Origin of the sequence: Nocardia kruczakiae NBRC 101016, assembly GCF_001612965.1 — a bacterium.
GTDB lineage: Bacteria > Actinomycetota > Actinomycetes > Mycobacteriales > Mycobacteriaceae > Nocardia > Nocardia kruczakiae.
The window spans coordinates 103,896-121,035 of sequence record NZ_BDBL01000017.1 but is presented as its reverse complement, the minus strand read 5'-3'; the positions used below and the strand labels follow the sequence as shown (position 1 = coordinate 121,035).

Genomic DNA, 17,140 nt, shown 5'->3' with positions numbered 1-17,140 from the left:
CGGAACGGGCGACACGTCCGTTCCGGACCTCGATGCGCGTCGACCGTCGAATAGCGGCGTATGCGCTCGCCGATGCGGTTCAGCACCCCAGCCGGTCGGCCAGATCCTCGAAATCGGTGACATTGAGGTCGAATTCGTCACTGAATGCGGTGTCCGCCAGGGCCGGATCACCGAATTCGAGCGGTCGTGCGACGAAGGCGGTGCGGAAGCCGAGGGCGGCCGCGGCCCGGATGTCGTACTTGTGACTCGCGACCATCATGATCTCGCCCGGCTGGGCGCCGAGGTAGTGCGCCGCCATGCGGTAGGTGCGGGGATCGGGTTTGTGTGCGCCCGCCATCTCGGCCGTGAACACCGCGTGCCACGGGAAATCGCAGTGCCGGGTGATGCCGACGACCGCGTCGACGTCGGCGTTCGACAACGTCGCGAGTGTGTAGCGGCGTCGCAGGCGGGTCAGGCCCGGCACCGCGTCCGGCCAGGGGTCCAGCCGTTTCCACGCGGAATTCAATTCGGCGCGGACGTCGGAGGTCGCCTCCATACCGCGCTCGGCGAGCAGGTCGTCGAGCGCGGTGCGATAGATCGAATCGACGCTGACCCAGTGGTCGCCGACCGCGGCGGTGCCGCGGAAATACGCTGCGCGCCAATCGTTCACGAACGCCGACCAGTCCCGGCCGGGATACCGCTGCCCGAGGAGCGCCGCGGCCGCCGTGACGACGGTGGAATGAAAATCGGTGGCGGTGCCCTGGACGTCGAACAGCAGTGCCTTCGGCCGGTCGCTCATGATCGCGATCGTATCGGCGGCCGGTCGGCGGGCCGCGCGGCCGGGCGGCGCTATCGACCTCGCAGTGTGATCTGGATAACATCTGATTCGGGGGTCGACTCGGAGACAGCGGGTCCGCGCCGCCGTAGGTGATCCCGCCGGCGCGCGAGGCCCGGATGGGAGCGAGACCATGCAGACCCGTACCGATGAGGTAGCCGACCGGATCTACCGGATATCCACCTTCGTGCCCGAGGTCGGTCCGACCGGATTCAGCTTCAACCAATTCCTCGTGGTCGACGAGGAGCCACTGCTGTTCCACTGCGGCATGCGCGCGCTGTTCCCGCTGGTGAGCGAGCAGATCAACGCGATCGTGCCGGTCGAGCGGCTGCGCTGGATCACCTTCGGCCACGTCGAGGCCGACGAATGCGGGGCTATGAATCTGTTTCTCGCCGCCGCGCCGCACGCGCAGGTGGCCCACGGAATCCTCGGTTGTCAGGTCTCCATCGACGATCTCGCCGACCGGCCGCCACGCCCGCTGGCCGATGGGGAGGTCATCGAACTGGGCGAGCGGCGGATCCGTCATATCGATACTCCGCACGCACCGCACAACTGGGAGTCGCGGGTGCTCTACGAGGAGACGACGGGGGTGCTGTTCTGTGGTGACCTCATGACCCAGGTCGGCGACGGGCCCGCACTCACCGAATCCGATGTGGTCGGTCCGGCCGTCCTCGCCGAGGACGTCTTCCGGGCGACGTCACTGGGCCCCGCCGTACCGGCCGCCCTGTACGGATTGGCGCAGCTGAATCCGGCGACCCTGGCGGTGATGCACGGCTCCAGCTTCGCCGGGGACGGCGCCGCCGCGCTGCGGGCACTGGCGGCGGACTACGAGAGACGCTTGCTTCCAGCGTGATCGGCCCGCGCCGGATCACGGCGCCTCGATCCGGTGCGCAACGGCGGGCGGGTGTATGCCGACGCGACACCGGGTATGCCGTAGGCGCGCCGAGCGGCGGGTGTGGCCCTACACTCGGCACACACATTCGACGGAGGTGATCGGCGGTGTATCCCCAGGATCCGCGTGAGCAGCACACCACGCGGTACGAAAGCGGTTATCAGCCGGGCGGGTATCAGGAACCCACCTACCAGCAGGATCCCGCATACCAGCCCTACCGGACACCGGGTGGAGCGCACCCCGCGCCCCGGCGGCCCGAGGTGAACGTGGGCATGTTCGCGGGCGGGGTGCTCGCCACCGCGGTCGTCACCGCGCTGGCGGCGTGGCTGTGCGCGTGGATCATCGACGTCGTCGCCACCCGCGCCACCGAGAGCGGCAAGTTCGGGGTCTGGAACCCGATGGCCGAACAGGGCTACTGGTTCGCTGTGGTCGCGTTCCTGTGTGCCCTGCTCGCCGGCGTGCTCTGGTACCTGCTGCATCTGGGCACGCCGTCGCCGGACATGTTCTTCGCCTGGATCGTCGGGATCCTCATCGCGGCGGCGGTGGTCATTCCGCTGACGCTGTCCAGCGATATCTGGGTGGGCGTGTCCACCGCCATCGAACATCTGGTGATCGGCCTGCCGATCTTCAGCCTGACCCGCACCGTCGGCGCGAAGAGCCTGGAGCGGCCCTAACGCGACAGCCGGGCCATCGCGAGCCCGGCCGCGCGGCCGGAGAAGATGCATCCGCCGAGAAAGGTGCCTTCCAGCGCGTTGTAGCCGTGGACGCCACCACCGCCGAAGCCGGCGACCTCACCCGCGGCGTACAGGCCGGGGAAGGGGGCGCCGTCGGAGCGGATCACCTGCGAGTCGAGGTTGGTCTGCAGACCGCCCAGCGTCTTGCGGGTCAGCACGTTCAGGCGTACCGCGATCAGCGGACCGTGCGCCGGATCGAGAATCCGGTGCGGTGCCGCGACCCGGCCCAGTTTGTCGCCGAGTGAGCGGCGCGCGTTGGCGACCGCCATCAACTGCGCGTCCTTGCTGTATTTGTTGTCCAGTTCGCGATCGCGGGCGACGATCTGGTGTTCCAGCGCGGCGACGTCCAGTTGCGGGCCGCGCGCGATCTCATTCATGCCGCGCACCAGTTCCGGCAGGGTGTCGGCGACGACGAAGTCCACGCCGTGCCGTTTGAACGCCTCGACCGGGCCGGGCGCGCCCTTGGCCGCGCGGCTCTTGAGCGTGAGTTTGAGGTCCTTGCCGGTGATGTCGGGGTTCTGCTCGGAACCCGAGAGCGCGAACTCCTTCTCGATGATCGACTGGGTGAGCACGAACCACGAGTAGTCGTAGCCGGTGCCGAGGATCGCCTTCATCGTGGTATTGGTGTCGAAACCGGGGAAACACGGTGCGGGCAAACGCTTTCCGTTGGCGTCGAACCACAGCGACGACGGTCCCGGGATGATACGGATGGCGTGATCGGGCCAGATCGGATCCCAGTTGTGAATGCCCTCGGTGTAGTGCCACATCCGGTCGCGGTTCACGATGCGCCCGCCGGCCGATTCGGAGATCGCGAGCATGCGGCCGTCGACATGGGCGGGCACGCCGGAGATCATGGTCTGCGGGCAGGGGCCGAGCCGTTCGGTGGGCCAGTTCTTCCGGATCAGGTCGTGGTTGTGGCCGATGCCACCGGAGGACACCAGCACCGCCGGAGCGCGGAATTCGAACTCGCCCACCGTCGTTCGCGACGAAGCCACGCCTCGATCCAGGTCGCTCGGTTCCAGGACGCTGCCCCGCACGCCGACCACCGCGTCGCCCTCGACGATCAGATCGTCGACCCGGTGCCGGAACGCGAATTCGACCAGTCCGCGCTGCTCCGCGGCCAGTACCGGTTCCAGGAAGACGCGCAGCACCTCCGGCCCGGTACCCCAGGTGAGGTGGAAGCGCGGCACCGAATTGCCGTGCCCGTCGGCGGTGGCGCCGCCGCGTTCGGCCCAGCCGACCAGGGGAGTCACCCGCAAGCCGAGATCGTGCAGGTATCGCCGCTTCTCCCCGGCGGCGAACTCGACGTAGGCGCGCGCCCACTGGCGAGCCCAGTGATCCTCGTCGTCGCGATCGAATCCGGCCGAACCCAGCCAGTCCTGCCAGGCCAGCGCGAAGGAGTCCTTGATGCCGAGGCGCCGCTGTTCCGGGCTGTCGACGAGGAACAATCCGCCCAGCGACCAGAATGCCTGCCCGCCGAGATTGTTGCGATTCTCCTGGTCGAGCACCAGCACCCGCCGTCCGGCGCGCGTCAGTTCGTAGGTGGCCACCAGTCCGGCCAGCCCGGCTCCGACGACGATGACATCCGGCTGTTGTGACGGTGCCACGGGCACTCCTCCGCATTCGGCGCGATTTGGATACATTCGTGTATCGAACGTGTTCAAGGTAGCAGATTCGAGCCGTCGCGAGCCCGGCTCCGGCATATCTGTCGGTGGGTCATGGCAGATTCGGTGCGTGCGCACCATGACCTCCGCCGCGGCTCGCCGGGCCGCACTCGCCGCCCAGGGATTCGCCACCGCCACCCGCGATCGAGCGGACGGGGCCGGTGGCGCGAGCCGCCGAACCGTACTGGGCGTGGTCCGCAATACCAAACTGCTGCAACTGGATTCGGTCGCGGCGGTGGTCCGGGCGCAGTACGCGCCGGTGTTCGCCCGGATCGGCGCCTACGATCGCACGCTGCTCGACGAGGCGATCTGGGAACACAGTGCCCGTCGGCCGCGCCGGCTCGTGGAGTACTGGGCACACGAGGCGGCGCTGATCCCGGTGGAGGATTGGCCACTGCTGCGGTGGCGGATGGCCGGTTACGCGCACGGCCGCTGGGGCGGGGCGCGCCGGGTACTCGACGAGAATCCCGATCTGCCCGGCCGGGTGCTGAGCGTGATCGACCAGGTCGGCGCGTGTACCGCGGCAGAGGTGGAACGGCAGCTCGAGCTGAATCGCCCGCGGCGCAAGGATCATTGGGGCTGGAACCACAGCGATACCAAGGTGGTGTGCGAGATGTTGTTCGCCACCGGCGAACTTTCGGTGGACAAGCGGGTCGGCTTCCAGCGGCACTACGACCTCACCGAGCGCGTGCTGCCGGACGAGGTCGTGAGCCGCCGCGTCGACGAAGCGGACGCCGTGCGTGAGCTGGTTCTGCGGGCCGCCGACGCGTTGGGGGTGGCCACCGAGACCGATCTGCGCGACTACTACCGGCTGCATCGGCGGCAGTGCGAACCGGCGCTGGCCGAGCTGGTCGACGCCGGAGAACTCGAGCCGGTGCGGGTGGACGGCTGGGACAAGCCGGCCTACCTGCGTACCGGGGCCCGGATCCCGCGACGGGTCGACGGCGCTGCCCTGCTGTGCCCGTTCGACCCGCTGATCTTCTTCCGGCCCCGGACCGAGCGGCTGTTCGATTTCCACTACCGGATCGAGATCTACACCCCGGAACACAAACGGGTGCACGGCTATTACGTCTTTCCGTTCCTGCTCGACGGTGAACTCGTCGGCCGGGTGGACCTGCGCGCGGACCGCGCGACCGGTCGGCTGCAGGTGCTCGGGGCCTTCGCCGAACCCGATCGGCCCCACGCGCGCGTCGCTCACGAACTGGCCGGGCAGTTGGAGGCGATGGCCGGGTGGCTGGGGCTCGAGACCGTGGTGGTCGGCGACCGCGGCGATCTGGCGACGGCGCTGGCCGTCGAAGTGGCTGCCCGCGAACGGCTTTCGGTGCCGGCCGGGGTCAGCTTCGCTGAGCCGGGGTGATGCCCGGGACCGCCGCGTCGGGGGAGGTGACCGCTGTCCGGGCCGCCTCGGCCTCGTCCGCCGCGCGCCCCCACCGCCCGGCCAGCGCGGCGCAGGTGATCAGCTGAATCTGGTGGAAGATCATGAGCGGCAACACGATCAGGCCCACCGGATGTCCGGCGAACAGGACCGTCGCCATCGGCAGGCCGGTGGCCAGACTCTTCTTGGATCCGCAGAAGATCACCACGATGCGATCGGCCCGGTCGAATCCGAACAGCCGGGCCACTCCCGCCGTCACGCCCAGCACCACCGCCAGCAGGACGATCGCCACACCCACGACCGCCAGCAGGCGACCCACGGCCAGCCCCTGCCAGACGTGTTCGACCATGCCCGCGCTGAAGGCGGCGTACACCACGAGATACACCGAACCGCGATCGACGACCTTGGTGAGGGTGGTGTGCGCCAATATCCGGTGCAGCTTCGGCCGCAGCAGCTGACCGGCGATGAACGGCAGCAGCAGCTGCACCACGATCTCCACGATCGACATCGGCGAGACGGTGGCGTCACCGGTGGTCTGCATCAGCAGCATCACCAGCAGGGGTGTCAGGAACACGCCCAGCAGGTTCGACACCGAGGCACTGACCACCGCGGCCGCCACGTTGCCCCGCGCGATGGCGGTGAACGCGATCGAGGACTGCACCGTCGAGGGCAGCAGGCACAGATAGAGCATTCCGGTGTAGAGCTCGTCGCTGAGCACCGAGGGGACCAGCAACCGCATCGCCAGGCCGAGCAGTGGGAACAGGACATAGGTCGCGGCCAGCACCGTCGTGTGCAGCCGCCAGTGCCGCAGGCCGGCGAGCGCCTCGCGCGGTTCGAGCCGGGTGCCGTACAGCAGGAACAGCACCGCGATCGCTACCTTGGTGACCCACGTCAGGACGTCGGCCGCGCCGCCGCGGGCGGGCAGGATCAGGCCGATCGCCATCGCCGCGAACAGGCCCAGCAGGAAGCCGTCGATACGGAGTTTGGCCAGCAACGTCACCTCGCCACGGTACGGCGCGGCCCACTGATCACCAAAGTCGATGGAAGCGATATCTATGAACGAGTAACGTGATGAGTGTGTTCGATCCGGAATTGCTGCGCACCTTCCTGGCGGTCGAACGCGCCGGCGGGTTCACCGCGGCGGGCCGCATCCTCGGCCTGCGCCAGTCCACGGTGAGCGGGCATATCGCCCGGCTCGAGCAGGCCGCGGGCCGCGAACTGATTCGCCGCGACACCCGCAATCTGGCGCTGACCGCCGACGGGGCCGCGATGGTCGGCTTCGCGCGCAGCATCCTCGACGCACAGGCCCAGGCCGACCGCTACTTCTCCGATTCCCGGCTCACCGGACTGATCCGGCTGGGCGCCTCCGATGATCTGGTGGCCCGCGAACTGCCCGACGTCCTGCTGGAATTCCAGCGTTCGCATCCGGGCGTGGATCTGGAACTGATCGTCGGGCTCAGCGAGAACCTCAAGACGAGGATGGCGGCGGGCGAGCTGGACCTGATGGTGGCCAAACGGCTGCCCGGCGAGCGGCACGGGGAACTGCTGTGGCGCGACCGGCTGGTGTGGGCCGGGCGCTCGGGCATCGGCGACATCGTCGATCCGGTGCCCGTCGTGACCTATCCGCCGCCGAGCCTGACCCGGCACGTGGCACTGCGCGCACTCGAGCGGGAGGGCCGGACCTGGCGGATCGCCTGCGTCAGCGACAGTCAGCTCGGGCTGCGGGCCGCGGTGCTGGCCGGGCTGGGAGTCGTGGCGCACGCCGAAACTCTGCTTCCGCCAGGGCTTTTCGCGGTCGAGGACGAGAAGCTGCCGGAATTGGGCGAGCTGGAGTTCGTGCTGCTGCGCCGGCACAGCCGGCTCTCCGAACCCGAGCAGGCACTCTGCGACGCGATCCTCGCCGGCGCCCACCGGATGCACCGATGACGATGACGGTCGGCGCGTCATCGGCTGTCGGTGCCGGTCGTTAACCTGGTGGCGTGGCAGATCCCGCGACCTATCGCCCCGCACCGGGCACCATTCCCGTCGACCCCGGCGTCTACAAATTCCGGGATTCCTACGGGCAGGTGATCTATGTCGGCAAGGCGAAGAGTCTGCGCAGCCGCCTGAATTCCTACTTCGCCGATGTGTCCTCGCTGCATCCGCGCACCCGGCAGATGGTGACCACCGCCGCGAGCGTCGAGTGGACGGTGGTTTCCACCGAGGTGGAGGCGCTGCAGCTGGAGTACAACTGGATCAAGGAATTCGATCCGCGCTTCAACGTGCGCTACCGCGACGACAAGACCTACCCCATGCTCGCGGTGAGTATGAACGAGGAATATCCGCGGGTGTTCGTCTATCGGGGGGCGCGCAAGAAGGGTGTGCGGTATTTCGGACCGTACGCCCACGCCTGGGCCATTCGCGAGACCGTGGATCTGCTGCTGCGGGTGTTTCCGGTGCGGACGTGTTCGGCCGGAGTGTTCAAGCGCCACAGGCAGATCGGGCGTCCGTGCCTGCTCGGTTATATCGACAAGTGTTCAGCGCCGTGCATCGGCCGTGTCGACGCCGACGAGCACCGCCGCATCGCCGAGGACTTCTGCGACTTCCTGTCCGGCCGCACCGATCGCATGGTGCGAGAGCTGGAACGCCGAATGCAGTCCGCCGCAGCGGATCTGGACTTCGAGACCGCCGCCCGGCTGCGCGACGACGTCGCCGCCCTCAAGCGCGCGCTGGAAAAGCAGGCGGTCGTGCTCGGCACCGGTACCGACGCGGATGTGATCGCGTTCGCCTCCGACGAACTCGAGGTCGCGGTACAGATCTTCCATGTGCGCGACGGGCGGGTGCGCGGCCAGCGCGGCTGGGTCGTCGACAAATCGGGCGACGCCGTCGACCTGAACTGGGCCGGTACCGAAGACGCCGCGGGCGCCGCGCCGATCGACGAGGGCGCCCAGGGGCCGAGCGAGCTGGCCGCCCTGGTGGAACAATTCGTCACCCAGTTCTACGGCGAACAGGCCGCCTTCGCCGAGCACACCGATACCGAGACCCCCGCCACCGCGGTCCCGCGCGAGGTCCTGGTGCCGGAACTGCCCGGCGATCCGGAGCAGGTGCAGGGCTGGCTGTCGGGGCTGCGCGGTTCGGCCGTGGCGCTGCGGGTGCCGCAGCGCGGTGACAAGAAGGCGCTGATGGAGACCGTGCAGCGCAATGCGCAGGAGGCGCTGGCCCAGCACAAACTCAAGCGCGCCGGCGATCTGACCGCGAGATCGGCCGCGCTGCAAGGCATTCAGGACGCCCTCGATCTCGACAGCGCGCCGCTGCGCATCGAATGCGTCGACATCAGCCACGTGCAGGGCACCGATGTCGTCGCCTCGCTGGTGGTGTTCGAGGACGGGCTGCCGCGCAAATCGGAATACCGGCACTACACGATCAAGGAGGCCGCGGGTGAGGGCCGCTCCGACGATGTGGCCAGCATCGCCGAGGTCACCCGGCGCCGGTTCTATCGGTTGCGTAAGGAATTGGACGAGATGAGTGCGGCGGCGACGGCGGAGGCCGATGCGGCCGAGCACGCGGGCGCAACCGGTGCTCCACATCCGCAGGCCGGCGCCGCGGCGATCGCCACCGCCGAGGCCGAACCCGCGGATCTGCCGCCCGGGATCGATCCGGCCACCGGGCGGCCGCGCAAATTCTCCTATCCGCCGAACCTGTACGTCGTCGACGGCGGCGCCCCGCAGGTGGCGGCCGCGGCCGAGGTGCTCGATGAACTCGGCATCACCGACGTGGCGGTGATCGGGCTGGCCAAGCGCCTGGAGGAGGTGTGGGTGCCGGGCGAGTCCGACCCGGTGATCATGCCGCGCACCAGCGAATCGCTGTTCCTGCTGCAGCGCGTGCGCGACGAGGCGCACCGGTTCGCCATCACCTTCCATCGCAGTAAGCGTTCACGCCGGATGACCGCTTCTGCCCTGGATTCGGTGCGGGGACTGGGCGAGACGCGGCGTACCGCACTGGTGACCCACTTCGGTTCGGTGGCCAAACTCAAGCAGGCTACGGTGGAGGAAATCACGGAGGTGCCCGGTATCGGGGTGGCGACGGCCAAGGCCGTGCTCGCGGCACTCAACTCCGAATGACGTCTCGGTCACGGCTCGGTGTCGCCGGCGCTGCGCGCACGGCCGCGGCCGGTGGGGGCGGGCAGGATGATCGAATGGCAGCCACGGACGGAACCCGATAGGACATGACGAGCGTCGAATCGAACCCCAACGCGAGTACCGGCATTCGGCCGCGGCCCGATGCGCATCCGGTCGAGGTGGTCATCGTCACCGGCCTGTCCGGTGCCGGGCGTGGTACCGCGGCCCGAGTCCTCGAGGATCTCGGCTGGTACGTCGCGGACAATCTGCCGCCGGAACTGATCGGCCGGCTCATCGAACTCGGTGCCGCCGCCGATCCGCCGATCACGAAACTCGCGCTGGTCATGGACGTGCGCAGCCGCTTCTTCACCGGCGATCTGTCCGGGGTGACCGATCAGCTGCGAGCCAACGGGGTCGGTACCCGCCTGCTGTTTCTCGAGGCCTCCGACGATGTGCTGATCCGGCGCTTCGGCTTCGCCCGCCGCCGCCACCCGCTACAGAGCGAGAGCGCCGACGGCACCCTCTCGGCCGGGATCGCCGCGGAGCGCCGGGCCCTGTCGAAGGTCAAGACCGCCGCCGATCTGGTGATCGACACCACCGCGCTGTCGGTCCACCAGTTGCACCGCAAATTGGAGGAGGCCTACGGCGGCGGCGCGCCCGCCGCCCTGCAGGTGACGATCCAATCGTTCGGATTCAAATATGGCGTTCCGCTGGATGCGGACATGGTTTTCGATGTGCGATTTCTGCCGAATCCGCATTGGATTCCGGAATTGCGGGAACATACCGGGCAGGACGCCGTGGTCAGCGAGTACGTATTGTCACGGCCCGGCGCCGACGACTATGTGAATACCTGCCGCCATCTGGTCGACCTGACCACCAGCGGCTACCGCCAGGAGGGTAAGCGATATATGACCGTGGCAGTGGGGTGTACCGGTGGTAAGCACCGCAGCGTGGCGATCGCCGAGGAGCTGGGTGAACTGCTGGGCCGGCCCGACAGTGCCTCGACCGATGTCGTGCGCGTGGTCCACCGGGATCTGGGGCGCGAATGACCGACGCGGACCATCGTGACGACACCACCCCCTCCGAAGAAACCGAAAAATCGGGTGATTCGGCCGACCCCACGCTGGTCGCCCTGGGCGGCGGACACGGTCTCTACGCCACGCTGACCGCCGCGCGCCGGATCACCGAGCGCATCACCGCGGTCGTCACCGTCGCGGACGACGGCGGATCGTCCGGACGCCTGCGTTCCGAACTGGGCATGCTGCCGCCGGGCGACCTGCGGATGGCGCTGGCCGCCCTGGCCGAGGACCCCGACGGGATCTGGGCGCGCACGGCGCAGCATCGCTTCGGCGGCACCGGAGCGCTGGCCGGGCATTCGGTCGGCAACCTCGTACTGGCCGGGCTGGCCGAGGTGCTGGGCGACCCGGTCGCGGCGCTCGACGAGATGGCCGCGATCCTGCGCTGCACCGGCCGCGTGCTGCCGATGTCGCCGACCGCGCTGACCATCGAGGCCGACGTCTCCGGGCTGGAGGCAGACCCGCGGGTCAGCCGGTGTATCCGCGGCCAGGTCGCGGTGGCCACCACACCGGGCAAGGTGCGCCGGGTCCGGCTGATCCCGTCCGACCCGCCGGCCAGCCCGGAGGCCACCTCGGCGATCGAGCACGCCGATGTGGTGGTCCTGGGCCCCGGATCCTGGTTCACCAGCGTCATTCCGCACATGCTCGTGCCGGATCTGCGGGAGGCGCTGATGCATACCCGCGCGGTAAAAGTGCTGGTCCTGAACCTGGCGGCGGAGCCCGGAGAGACCGCGGGATTCTCCGCCGAACGGCATCTACATGTATTGTCCCAGCACGCACCGGATTTCGCTGTCGATGATGTGCTGGTGGACTCCGGCTCCGTACCCGAGGGTAGGGAGCGCGAACATGTGGCAAGAGCTGCCGAACAGCTGCGTGCACGAGTAACCTTCGCTGATGTCGCCGAGGCGGGGACGGACCGGCACCACCCTGGAAAGCTAGCCGCCGCACTGGATCAGGTGATCCGCCAACCTCGGCCGGAATTGGCAGGGCTTCGAGTCGAAGGACGGCATCCGGTCCAGCAGGTGCGGTCCGTGTTGGGTGGAAAGGAGCGGGTCTCGTGGCGATGACAGCCGAGGTGAAAGACGAGTTGAGCCGTCTGTCCGTCTCGCAGGTGAGTGCACGCAAGGCGGAACTGTCGGCCCTACTCCGGTTCGCCGGTGGCCTGCACATCGTCGGCGGTCGGGTGATCGTCGAGGCCGAGGTCGATATGGGCTCGATCGCGCGGCGACTACGGCGCGAGATCTTCGAGCTCTACGGCTACGGATCGGATGTGCACGTGCTGGGCGCGGGTGGTCTGCGCAAGACCTCCCGCTATGTCGTGCGCGTGTCCAAGGAGGGCGAGGCGCTGGCCCGCCAGACCGGATTGCTCGATGTGCGCGGCCGTCCGGTGCGTGGTCTGCCCGCCCAGGTCGTCGGCGGCAGCATCGGCGATTCGGAGGCGGCCTGGCGTGGCGCCTTCCTGGCTCACGGTTCGCTGACCGAGCCCGGGCGTTCCTCGGCGCTCGAGGTGAGCTGCCCCGGGCCCGAGGCGGCACTGGCCCTGGTCGGCGCGGCCCGCCGGATGGGTATCTCGGCCAAGGCCCGCGAGGTGCGCGGCACCGATCGGGTCGTGGTGCGCGACGGAGAGGCCATCGGTGCCCTGCTGACCCGGATGGGCGCCCAGGACACGCGCCTGACCTGGGAGGAGCGCCGGATGCGGCGGGAGGTCCGCGCGACGGCGAACCGCCTCGCCAACTTCGACGACGCCAACCTGCGCCGCTCGGCCCGGGCCGCGGTCGCCGCCGCGGCGCGCGTGGAGCGTGCCCTCGAGATCCTCGGCGAGGACGTGCCGGATCATCTGGCCGCCGCGGGGCGGCTGCGCGTGCAGCACCGCCAGGCCTCCCTGGAGGAACTCGGCCAGCTGGCCGACCCGCCGATGACCAAGGACGCCGTCGCCGGGCGTATTCGCCGGCTGTTGTCCATGGCCGACCGCCGCGCCAAGGACTTGGGCATTCCCGATACCGAGTCGGCGGTCACGGCCGAACTTCTCGAAGACGCATGAGCGGCGACGGTCCCGGATGGTCGGCATCGGCCCGGGACCGCCTTCGCAATGACGGTCCCTCGGCGGGTTTCCCGGTCCGAGGGTGACTCGAGCTGCCGTGGTCGCGAAACCCCTTGTGCCACACGAGCGATGGTTTGTCCACAGGTTAGTGGTTGTCCACAACCCGCGGTCGTGACGCCTTCGCGGGCGAGCGCGGTGCGATAGGCTCTTGCTACCGAACCCACCGGCATCGAAACAGTTGAGCCGGAACAGGTGAAAACCCTGGCAGATGGGTATCCCCGCCGCGAATGGGCTGGGCCGGCGGCCCCGGCCGCGACGGTTCGGTGCGGGAGGCACGAATACACGCTCACCGGCGCAGCGCCGGGTCGGTGAGGTCGCGGCAGGGGCGTGTCCGTGATGTTATGGCCGGGCATTAGGGTGGTCTGGCATCGGAATGAATCCGCTTGAAAGCTGAGGAGCGATAACGTGACTGTCCGGGTAGGCATCAACGGCTTCGGTCGTATCGGACGTAACTTCTTCCGGGCGGTGGAGGCGCAGAAAGCGCTCGGCACCACCGACATCGAGATCGTCGCGGTCAACGACCTCACCGACAACGCGACCCTGGCCACGCTGCTGAAGTACGACTCGATCCTCGGCCGGCTGCCGCAGGACGTCTCGCTCGACGGCGACGACACCATCGTGGTCGGCGACCAGCGGATCAAGGCACTGGCCATCAAGGAGGGCCCGTCCGCGCTGCCGTGGGGCGATCTGGGTGTCGACGTGGTCGTCGAGTCGACCGGCATCTTCACCGACGCCACCAAGGCCAAGGGGCACCTGGCCGCCGGCGCCAAGAAGGTCATCATCTCCGCACCCGCCAAGGGTGAGGATCTGACCGTGGTCATGGGTGTCAACGACAGCCAGTACGACGGCAGCCAGAACATCATCTCCAACGCGTCGTGCACCACCAACTGCCTCGGCCCGCTGGCCAAGGTCCTCAACGACGAATTCGGCATCGAGCGTGGCCTGATGACCACGATCCACGCCTACACGCAGGACCAGAACCTGCAGGACGGCCCGCACAGCGACCTGCGTCGCGCCCGCGCCGCCGCCCTGAACATCGTGCCCACCGGCACCGGCGCCGCCAAGGCCATCGGCCTGGTGCTCCCGGAGCTGCAGGGCAAGCTGGACGGCTACGCGCTGCGCGTGCCGGTGCCGACCGGTTCGGTCACCGACCTGACCGCGACGCTGCGCAAGTCGGCGACCGTCGACGAGATCAACGCCGCCTACAAGGCCGCCGCCGAGGGTCCGCTGAAGGGCATCCTGAAGTACAACGTCGACCCGATCGTCTCCAGCGACATCGTGACCGACCCGCACTCCTCGATCTACGACGCGCCGCTGACCAAGGTCATCGACGACCAGGTCAAGGTCGTGTCGTGGTACGACAACGAGTGGGGATACTCCAACCGCCTCGCCGACCTGATCGGCCTCGTCGGCAAGTCGCTGTAAACCCATGGCAGTCAAGACCCTTCAGGATCTCCTTGCCGAGGGCGTGGAGGGGCGGGGCGTGCTCGTGCGCTCCGACCTCAACGTTCCCCTCGACAACGGCGTGATCACCGATCCGGGCCGGATCATCGCCTCGGTACCCACGATCAAGACACTGGCCGAGGCCGGCGCCAAGGTCGTCGTCACCGCCCACCTGGGCCGTCCCAAGGGCGAACCCGACCCGAAGCTCTCGCTGGCCCCGGTGGCCGCGAAGCTGAGCGAGGAGCTGGGCCGCAACGTGCAGCTCGCCGGTGATGTGGTGGGCCAGGACGCGCTCGCGCGCTCCGAGGGCCTCACCGACGGTGATGTGCTGCTGCTGGAGAACATCCGCTTCGATCCGCGCGAGACCAGCAAGGACGACGCCCAGCGCCGGAAGCTGGCCCGGGCGCTGGTGGAGCTGGTCGGCGACGACGGCGCGTTCGTCTCCGACGGCTTCGGGGTGGTGCACCGCAAGCAGGCCTCGGTCTACGACGTGGCCGAACTGCTGCCGCACTACGCGGGCACGCTGGTCGCCGCGGAGGTCGACGTCCTGCGCAAGCTCACCACCGACACCGAGCGCCCGTACGCGGTCGTGCTCGGCGGTTCCAAGGTGTCGGACAAGCTCGCCGTGATCGAGGCGCTGGCCCCCAAGGTCGACACCCTCGTCATCGGTGGCGGCATGTGCTTCACCTTCCTTGCCGCTCAGGGTCTTTCGGTCGGCTCCTCGCTCCTGCAGGAGGAGATGATCGATACCTGCAAGGAGCTGCTGGACCGTTTCGCCGACGTCATCCACCTGCCGGTGGACATCGTGGCCGCGGACGAGTTCGCCGCGGACGCGGAGTCGAAGACGGTGGCCGCCACCGAGATTCCCGAGGGCTGGATGGGCCTGGACATCGGGCCCGAGTCGGCCAAGCGGTTCGCCGCGTTGCTGACCGAGGCTCGGACGGTGTTCTGGAACGGCCCGATGGGTGTATTCGAGTTCGAGGCCTTCGCCGCGGGGACGCGTGCGGTGGCCGAGGCGCTGGTGAGCGCGACCGGTAAGGGTGCGTTCACCGTGGTCGGCGGCGGCGATTCGGCCGCGGCCGTGCGTACGCTCGGCCTGCCGGAGGACGGGTTCTCCCACATCTCCACCGGCGGCGGCGCCTCGCTGGAATACCTGGAGGGCAAACAGCTTCCGGGTATCAGTGTGCTCGCGGACGGGGAGGGCTGATCATGGCACGCAAACCGTTGATCGCCGGCAACTGGAAGATGAACCTCAACCACCTCGAGGCCATCGCCCTGGTGCAGAAGATCGCGTTCGCCCTGCCGGACAAGTACTTCGACAAGGTCGACGTCACGGTCATCCCGCCGTTCACCGACATTCGCAGCATCCAGACCCTCATCGAGGGTGACCGGCTGCGGCTCACCTTCGGTGCCCAGGACGTGTCGGTGCACGAATCCGGCGCCTACACCGGTGAGATCAGTGCGGCCATGCTGGCGAAGCTGTCGTGCAGCTACGTCGTGGTCGGCCACTCGGAGCGGCGGCAGTACCACAACGAGGACGACGCCACGGTGCTGGCGAAGGCCAAGAAGGTGCTGCAGTACGACATGACTCCGATCGTCTGCATCGGCGAGGGGCTGGGCGTGCGCGAGGCGCAGACCCACGTGCAGTACAACCTCGAGCAGTTGCGCGGTTCGCTCAAGGGGCTGACGCCGGAGCAGATCGCGAAGGTCGTCATCGCCTACGAGCCGGTCTGGGCGATCGGCACCGGTCGCGTCGCCACCCCGGCGGACGCGCAGGAGGTGTGCGGTGCGCTGCGTGCCGAACTGGCCGAGCTGGCGGGCCAGGAGGTCGCGGCGGGTGTGCGCATCCTCTACGGCGGGTCGGTGAACGCCAAGAACGTCGGCGAGCTCATCGCGGCCGCCGATATCGACGGCGCCCTCGTCGGTGGTGCCTCGCTGAAGGGCGACGAGTTCGCGACCCTGTCCGCGATCGCCGCGGGCGGTCCGCTGCCCTGATCGCGGCGGGCGGGTAACCGCCTGCGGCACATGACGATTCGGCCCCGGTTCCGCACTCCGCGCAACCGGGGCCGACGTCGTGTACGAACCGATCAGGGTTTGCGTGCCACCGCGCCGAGCATCGATACCGCCTCCGGCCGCGGATGGGCCCGATGAGATTCGGTGGGCCAGTTGATGACCGATCCGATCCCGGGTTCGACGAGTTCGAGCCCGGTGAAGAATCGGCTGAACTCGGCGGTCGAGCGCAGCCGGAACGGGATACCGCTGCGCTTGTTGGCCTGTTCGCTGTCGGCGAGGTCCTCCTCGGACAGGTGATCGCTGGTGGCATGCGACATCACCAGATAGCTGCCGGGCGCCAGCGCGTCGATCCATTGCCGCACCGTGTCGTAGGGGCGGTCCTCGTCGGTGAAGAAGTGCACCACCGCGAGCATCATCAGCGCCACCGGTTGCGACAGATCCAGCGTGGCCAGCAGGTCCGGGTGGGTGAGAATCTTTTCGGGCTCGCGCGCGTCGGCCTCCAGATACGCGGTCGCGCCCTCGGGTGCGCTGGCGAGCAGGCTGCGGGCGTGCAGGGCGACGATCGGATCGTTGTCGACGTAGACGATGCGGGATTCGGGCGCGGCGGCCTGCGCGATCTCGTGCACATTGCCGGCGGTCGGCAGACCGGCGCCGAGATCCAGGAACTGCCGGATGCCGACCTCGGCCGACAGATAACCGACTACTCGGTGCAGGAATGCCCGATTCTCCAGCGCGGAGATCTGCACGCTGGGGAAGGCCTCGGCCACCGCTTCGGCGGAGGCTCGGTCGGCCTCGAAGTTGTCCTTGCCACCGAGCCAGTAGTCGTAGCGCCGGGCCGGATGCGGGGTGGTGACATCGATACCGGGCGGCGCCACCGGATCCGCATGCGGGCGGTGTGATCCGGTCACTGGTTCCATGACACCTCTTCCTT

The 17,140-nt window shown here is 68.7% G+C and carries 15 protein-coding genes; 11 read left to right on the top strand and 4 right to left on the bottom strand.

Annotated features, from left to right (window positions below; all coding sequences use genetic code 11):
• Window positions 1-79: 79 nt before the first annotated feature.
• A complete protein-coding gene (locus tag NK1_RS14475) occupies window positions 80-778 on the bottom strand; it encodes a haloacid dehalogenase type II (protein WP_063009039.1) in 699 nt (232 codons plus the stop codon).
• Window positions 779-947: 169 nt separating this feature from the next.
• Between NK1_RS14475 and NK1_RS14470 the strand changes: the two genes are divergently transcribed.
• Entirely contained in the window at window positions 948-1,667 is a 720-nt protein-coding gene (locus NK1_RS14470) for an oxygen-binding di-iron domain-containing protein (protein WP_063009038.1), read from the top strand.
• A 146-nt stretch (window positions 1,668-1,813) separates the two neighbouring features.
• Window positions 1,814-2,380, top strand: coding sequence for a hypothetical protein (locus tag NK1_RS14465; RefSeq protein WP_063009037.1), 567 nt, complete (start codon window positions 1,814-1,816; stop codon window positions 2,378-2,380).
• On the opposite strand, the gene NK1_RS14460 is transcribed toward NK1_RS14465, so the two are convergent.
• Entirely contained in the window at window positions 2,377-4,083 is a 1,707-nt protein-coding gene (locus NK1_RS14460) for an FAD-binding dehydrogenase (protein WP_063009036.1), read from the bottom strand. The two genes, NK1_RS14465 and NK1_RS14460, sit on opposite strands and share 4 nt — an antisense overlap.
• A 91-nt stretch (window positions 4,084-4,174) precedes the next feature.
• Here NK1_RS14460 and NK1_RS14455 point away from each other — a divergent pair, with 91 nt between their 5' ends.
• The gene (locus NK1_RS14455) at window positions 4,175-5,461 is read left to right on the top strand and encodes a winged helix-turn-helix domain-containing protein (protein ID WP_063009035.1); all 1,287 of its coding nucleotides are present in this window, start codon (window positions 4,175-4,177) and stop codon (window positions 5,459-5,461) included.
• On the opposite strand, the gene NK1_RS14450 is transcribed toward NK1_RS14455, so the two are convergent.
• Window positions 5,439-6,479 (bottom strand): bile acid:sodium symporter family protein, encoded by a 1,041-nt coding sequence (locus tag NK1_RS14450; protein WP_063009034.1) that lies wholly within the window; start codon window positions 6,477-6,479, stop codon window positions 5,439-5,441. The two genes, NK1_RS14455 and NK1_RS14450, sit on opposite strands and share 23 nt — an antisense overlap.
• Window positions 6,480-6,550: 71 nt before the next feature.
• Here NK1_RS14450 and NK1_RS14445 point away from each other — a divergent pair, with 71 nt between their 5' ends.
• From NK1_RS14445 to tpiA, 8 genes are all read left to right on the top strand, one after another.
• Window positions 6,551-7,405: a LysR family transcriptional regulator gene (locus NK1_RS14445; protein ID WP_063009033.1), complete on the top strand. Its 855-nt coding sequence runs from the start codon at window positions 6,551-6,553 to the stop codon at window positions 7,403-7,405.
• 53 nt (window positions 7,406-7,458) lie between these two features.
• On the top strand, window positions 7,459-9,579 hold the full coding sequence (uvrC, locus tag NK1_RS14440; RefSeq protein WP_063009032.1) for an excinuclease ABC subunit UvrC: 2,121 nt from the start codon (window positions 7,459-7,461) through the stop codon (window positions 9,577-9,579).
• A 104-nt stretch (window positions 9,580-9,683) separates the two neighbouring features.
• On the top strand, window positions 9,684-10,625 hold the full coding sequence (gene rapZ, locus NK1_RS14435; protein WP_030514029.1) for an RNase adapter RapZ: 942 nt from the start codon (window positions 9,684-9,686) through the stop codon (window positions 10,623-10,625).
• Window positions 10,622-11,719 carry a gluconeogenesis factor YvcK family protein gene (locus tag NK1_RS14430; RefSeq protein ID WP_063009031.1) on the top strand — a complete coding sequence of 366 codons (1,098 nt, stop codon included), beginning with the start codon at window positions 10,622-10,624 and terminating at the stop codon, window positions 11,717-11,719. Before rapZ ends, NK1_RS14430 begins: the two co-directional genes overlap by 4 nt.
• On the top strand, window positions 11,710-12,693 hold the full coding sequence (gene whiA, locus NK1_RS14425) for a DNA-binding protein WhiA (protein WP_036502574.1): 984 nt from the start codon (window positions 11,710-11,712) through the stop codon (window positions 12,691-12,693). Before NK1_RS14430 ends, whiA begins: the two co-directional genes overlap by 10 nt.
• 465 nt (window positions 12,694-13,158) lie before the next feature.
• Window positions 13,159-14,178: a type I glyceraldehyde-3-phosphate dehydrogenase gene (gap, locus tag NK1_RS14420; protein WP_036502572.1), complete on the top strand. Its 1,020-nt coding sequence runs from the start codon at window positions 13,159-13,161 to the stop codon at window positions 14,176-14,178.
• A 4-nt stretch (window positions 14,179-14,182) separates the two neighbouring features.
• On the top strand, window positions 14,183-15,403 hold the full coding sequence (locus NK1_RS14415) for a phosphoglycerate kinase (protein ID WP_063009030.1): 1,221 nt from the start codon (window positions 14,183-14,185) through the stop codon (window positions 15,401-15,403).
• Between the two features lie 2 nt (window positions 15,404-15,405).
• Entirely contained in the window at window positions 15,406-16,191 is a 786-nt protein-coding gene (gene tpiA / locus NK1_RS14410; RefSeq protein ID WP_063009029.1) for a triose-phosphate isomerase, read from the top strand.
• Between the two features lie 92 nt (window positions 16,192-16,283).
• On the opposite strand, the gene NK1_RS14405 is transcribed toward tpiA, so the two are convergent.
• On the bottom strand, window positions 16,284-17,126 hold the full coding sequence (locus tag NK1_RS14405; protein WP_063009028.1) for an SAM-dependent methyltransferase: 843 nt from the start codon (window positions 17,124-17,126) through the stop codon (window positions 16,284-16,286).
• Between the last annotated feature and the right edge of the window lie 14 nt (window positions 17,127-17,140).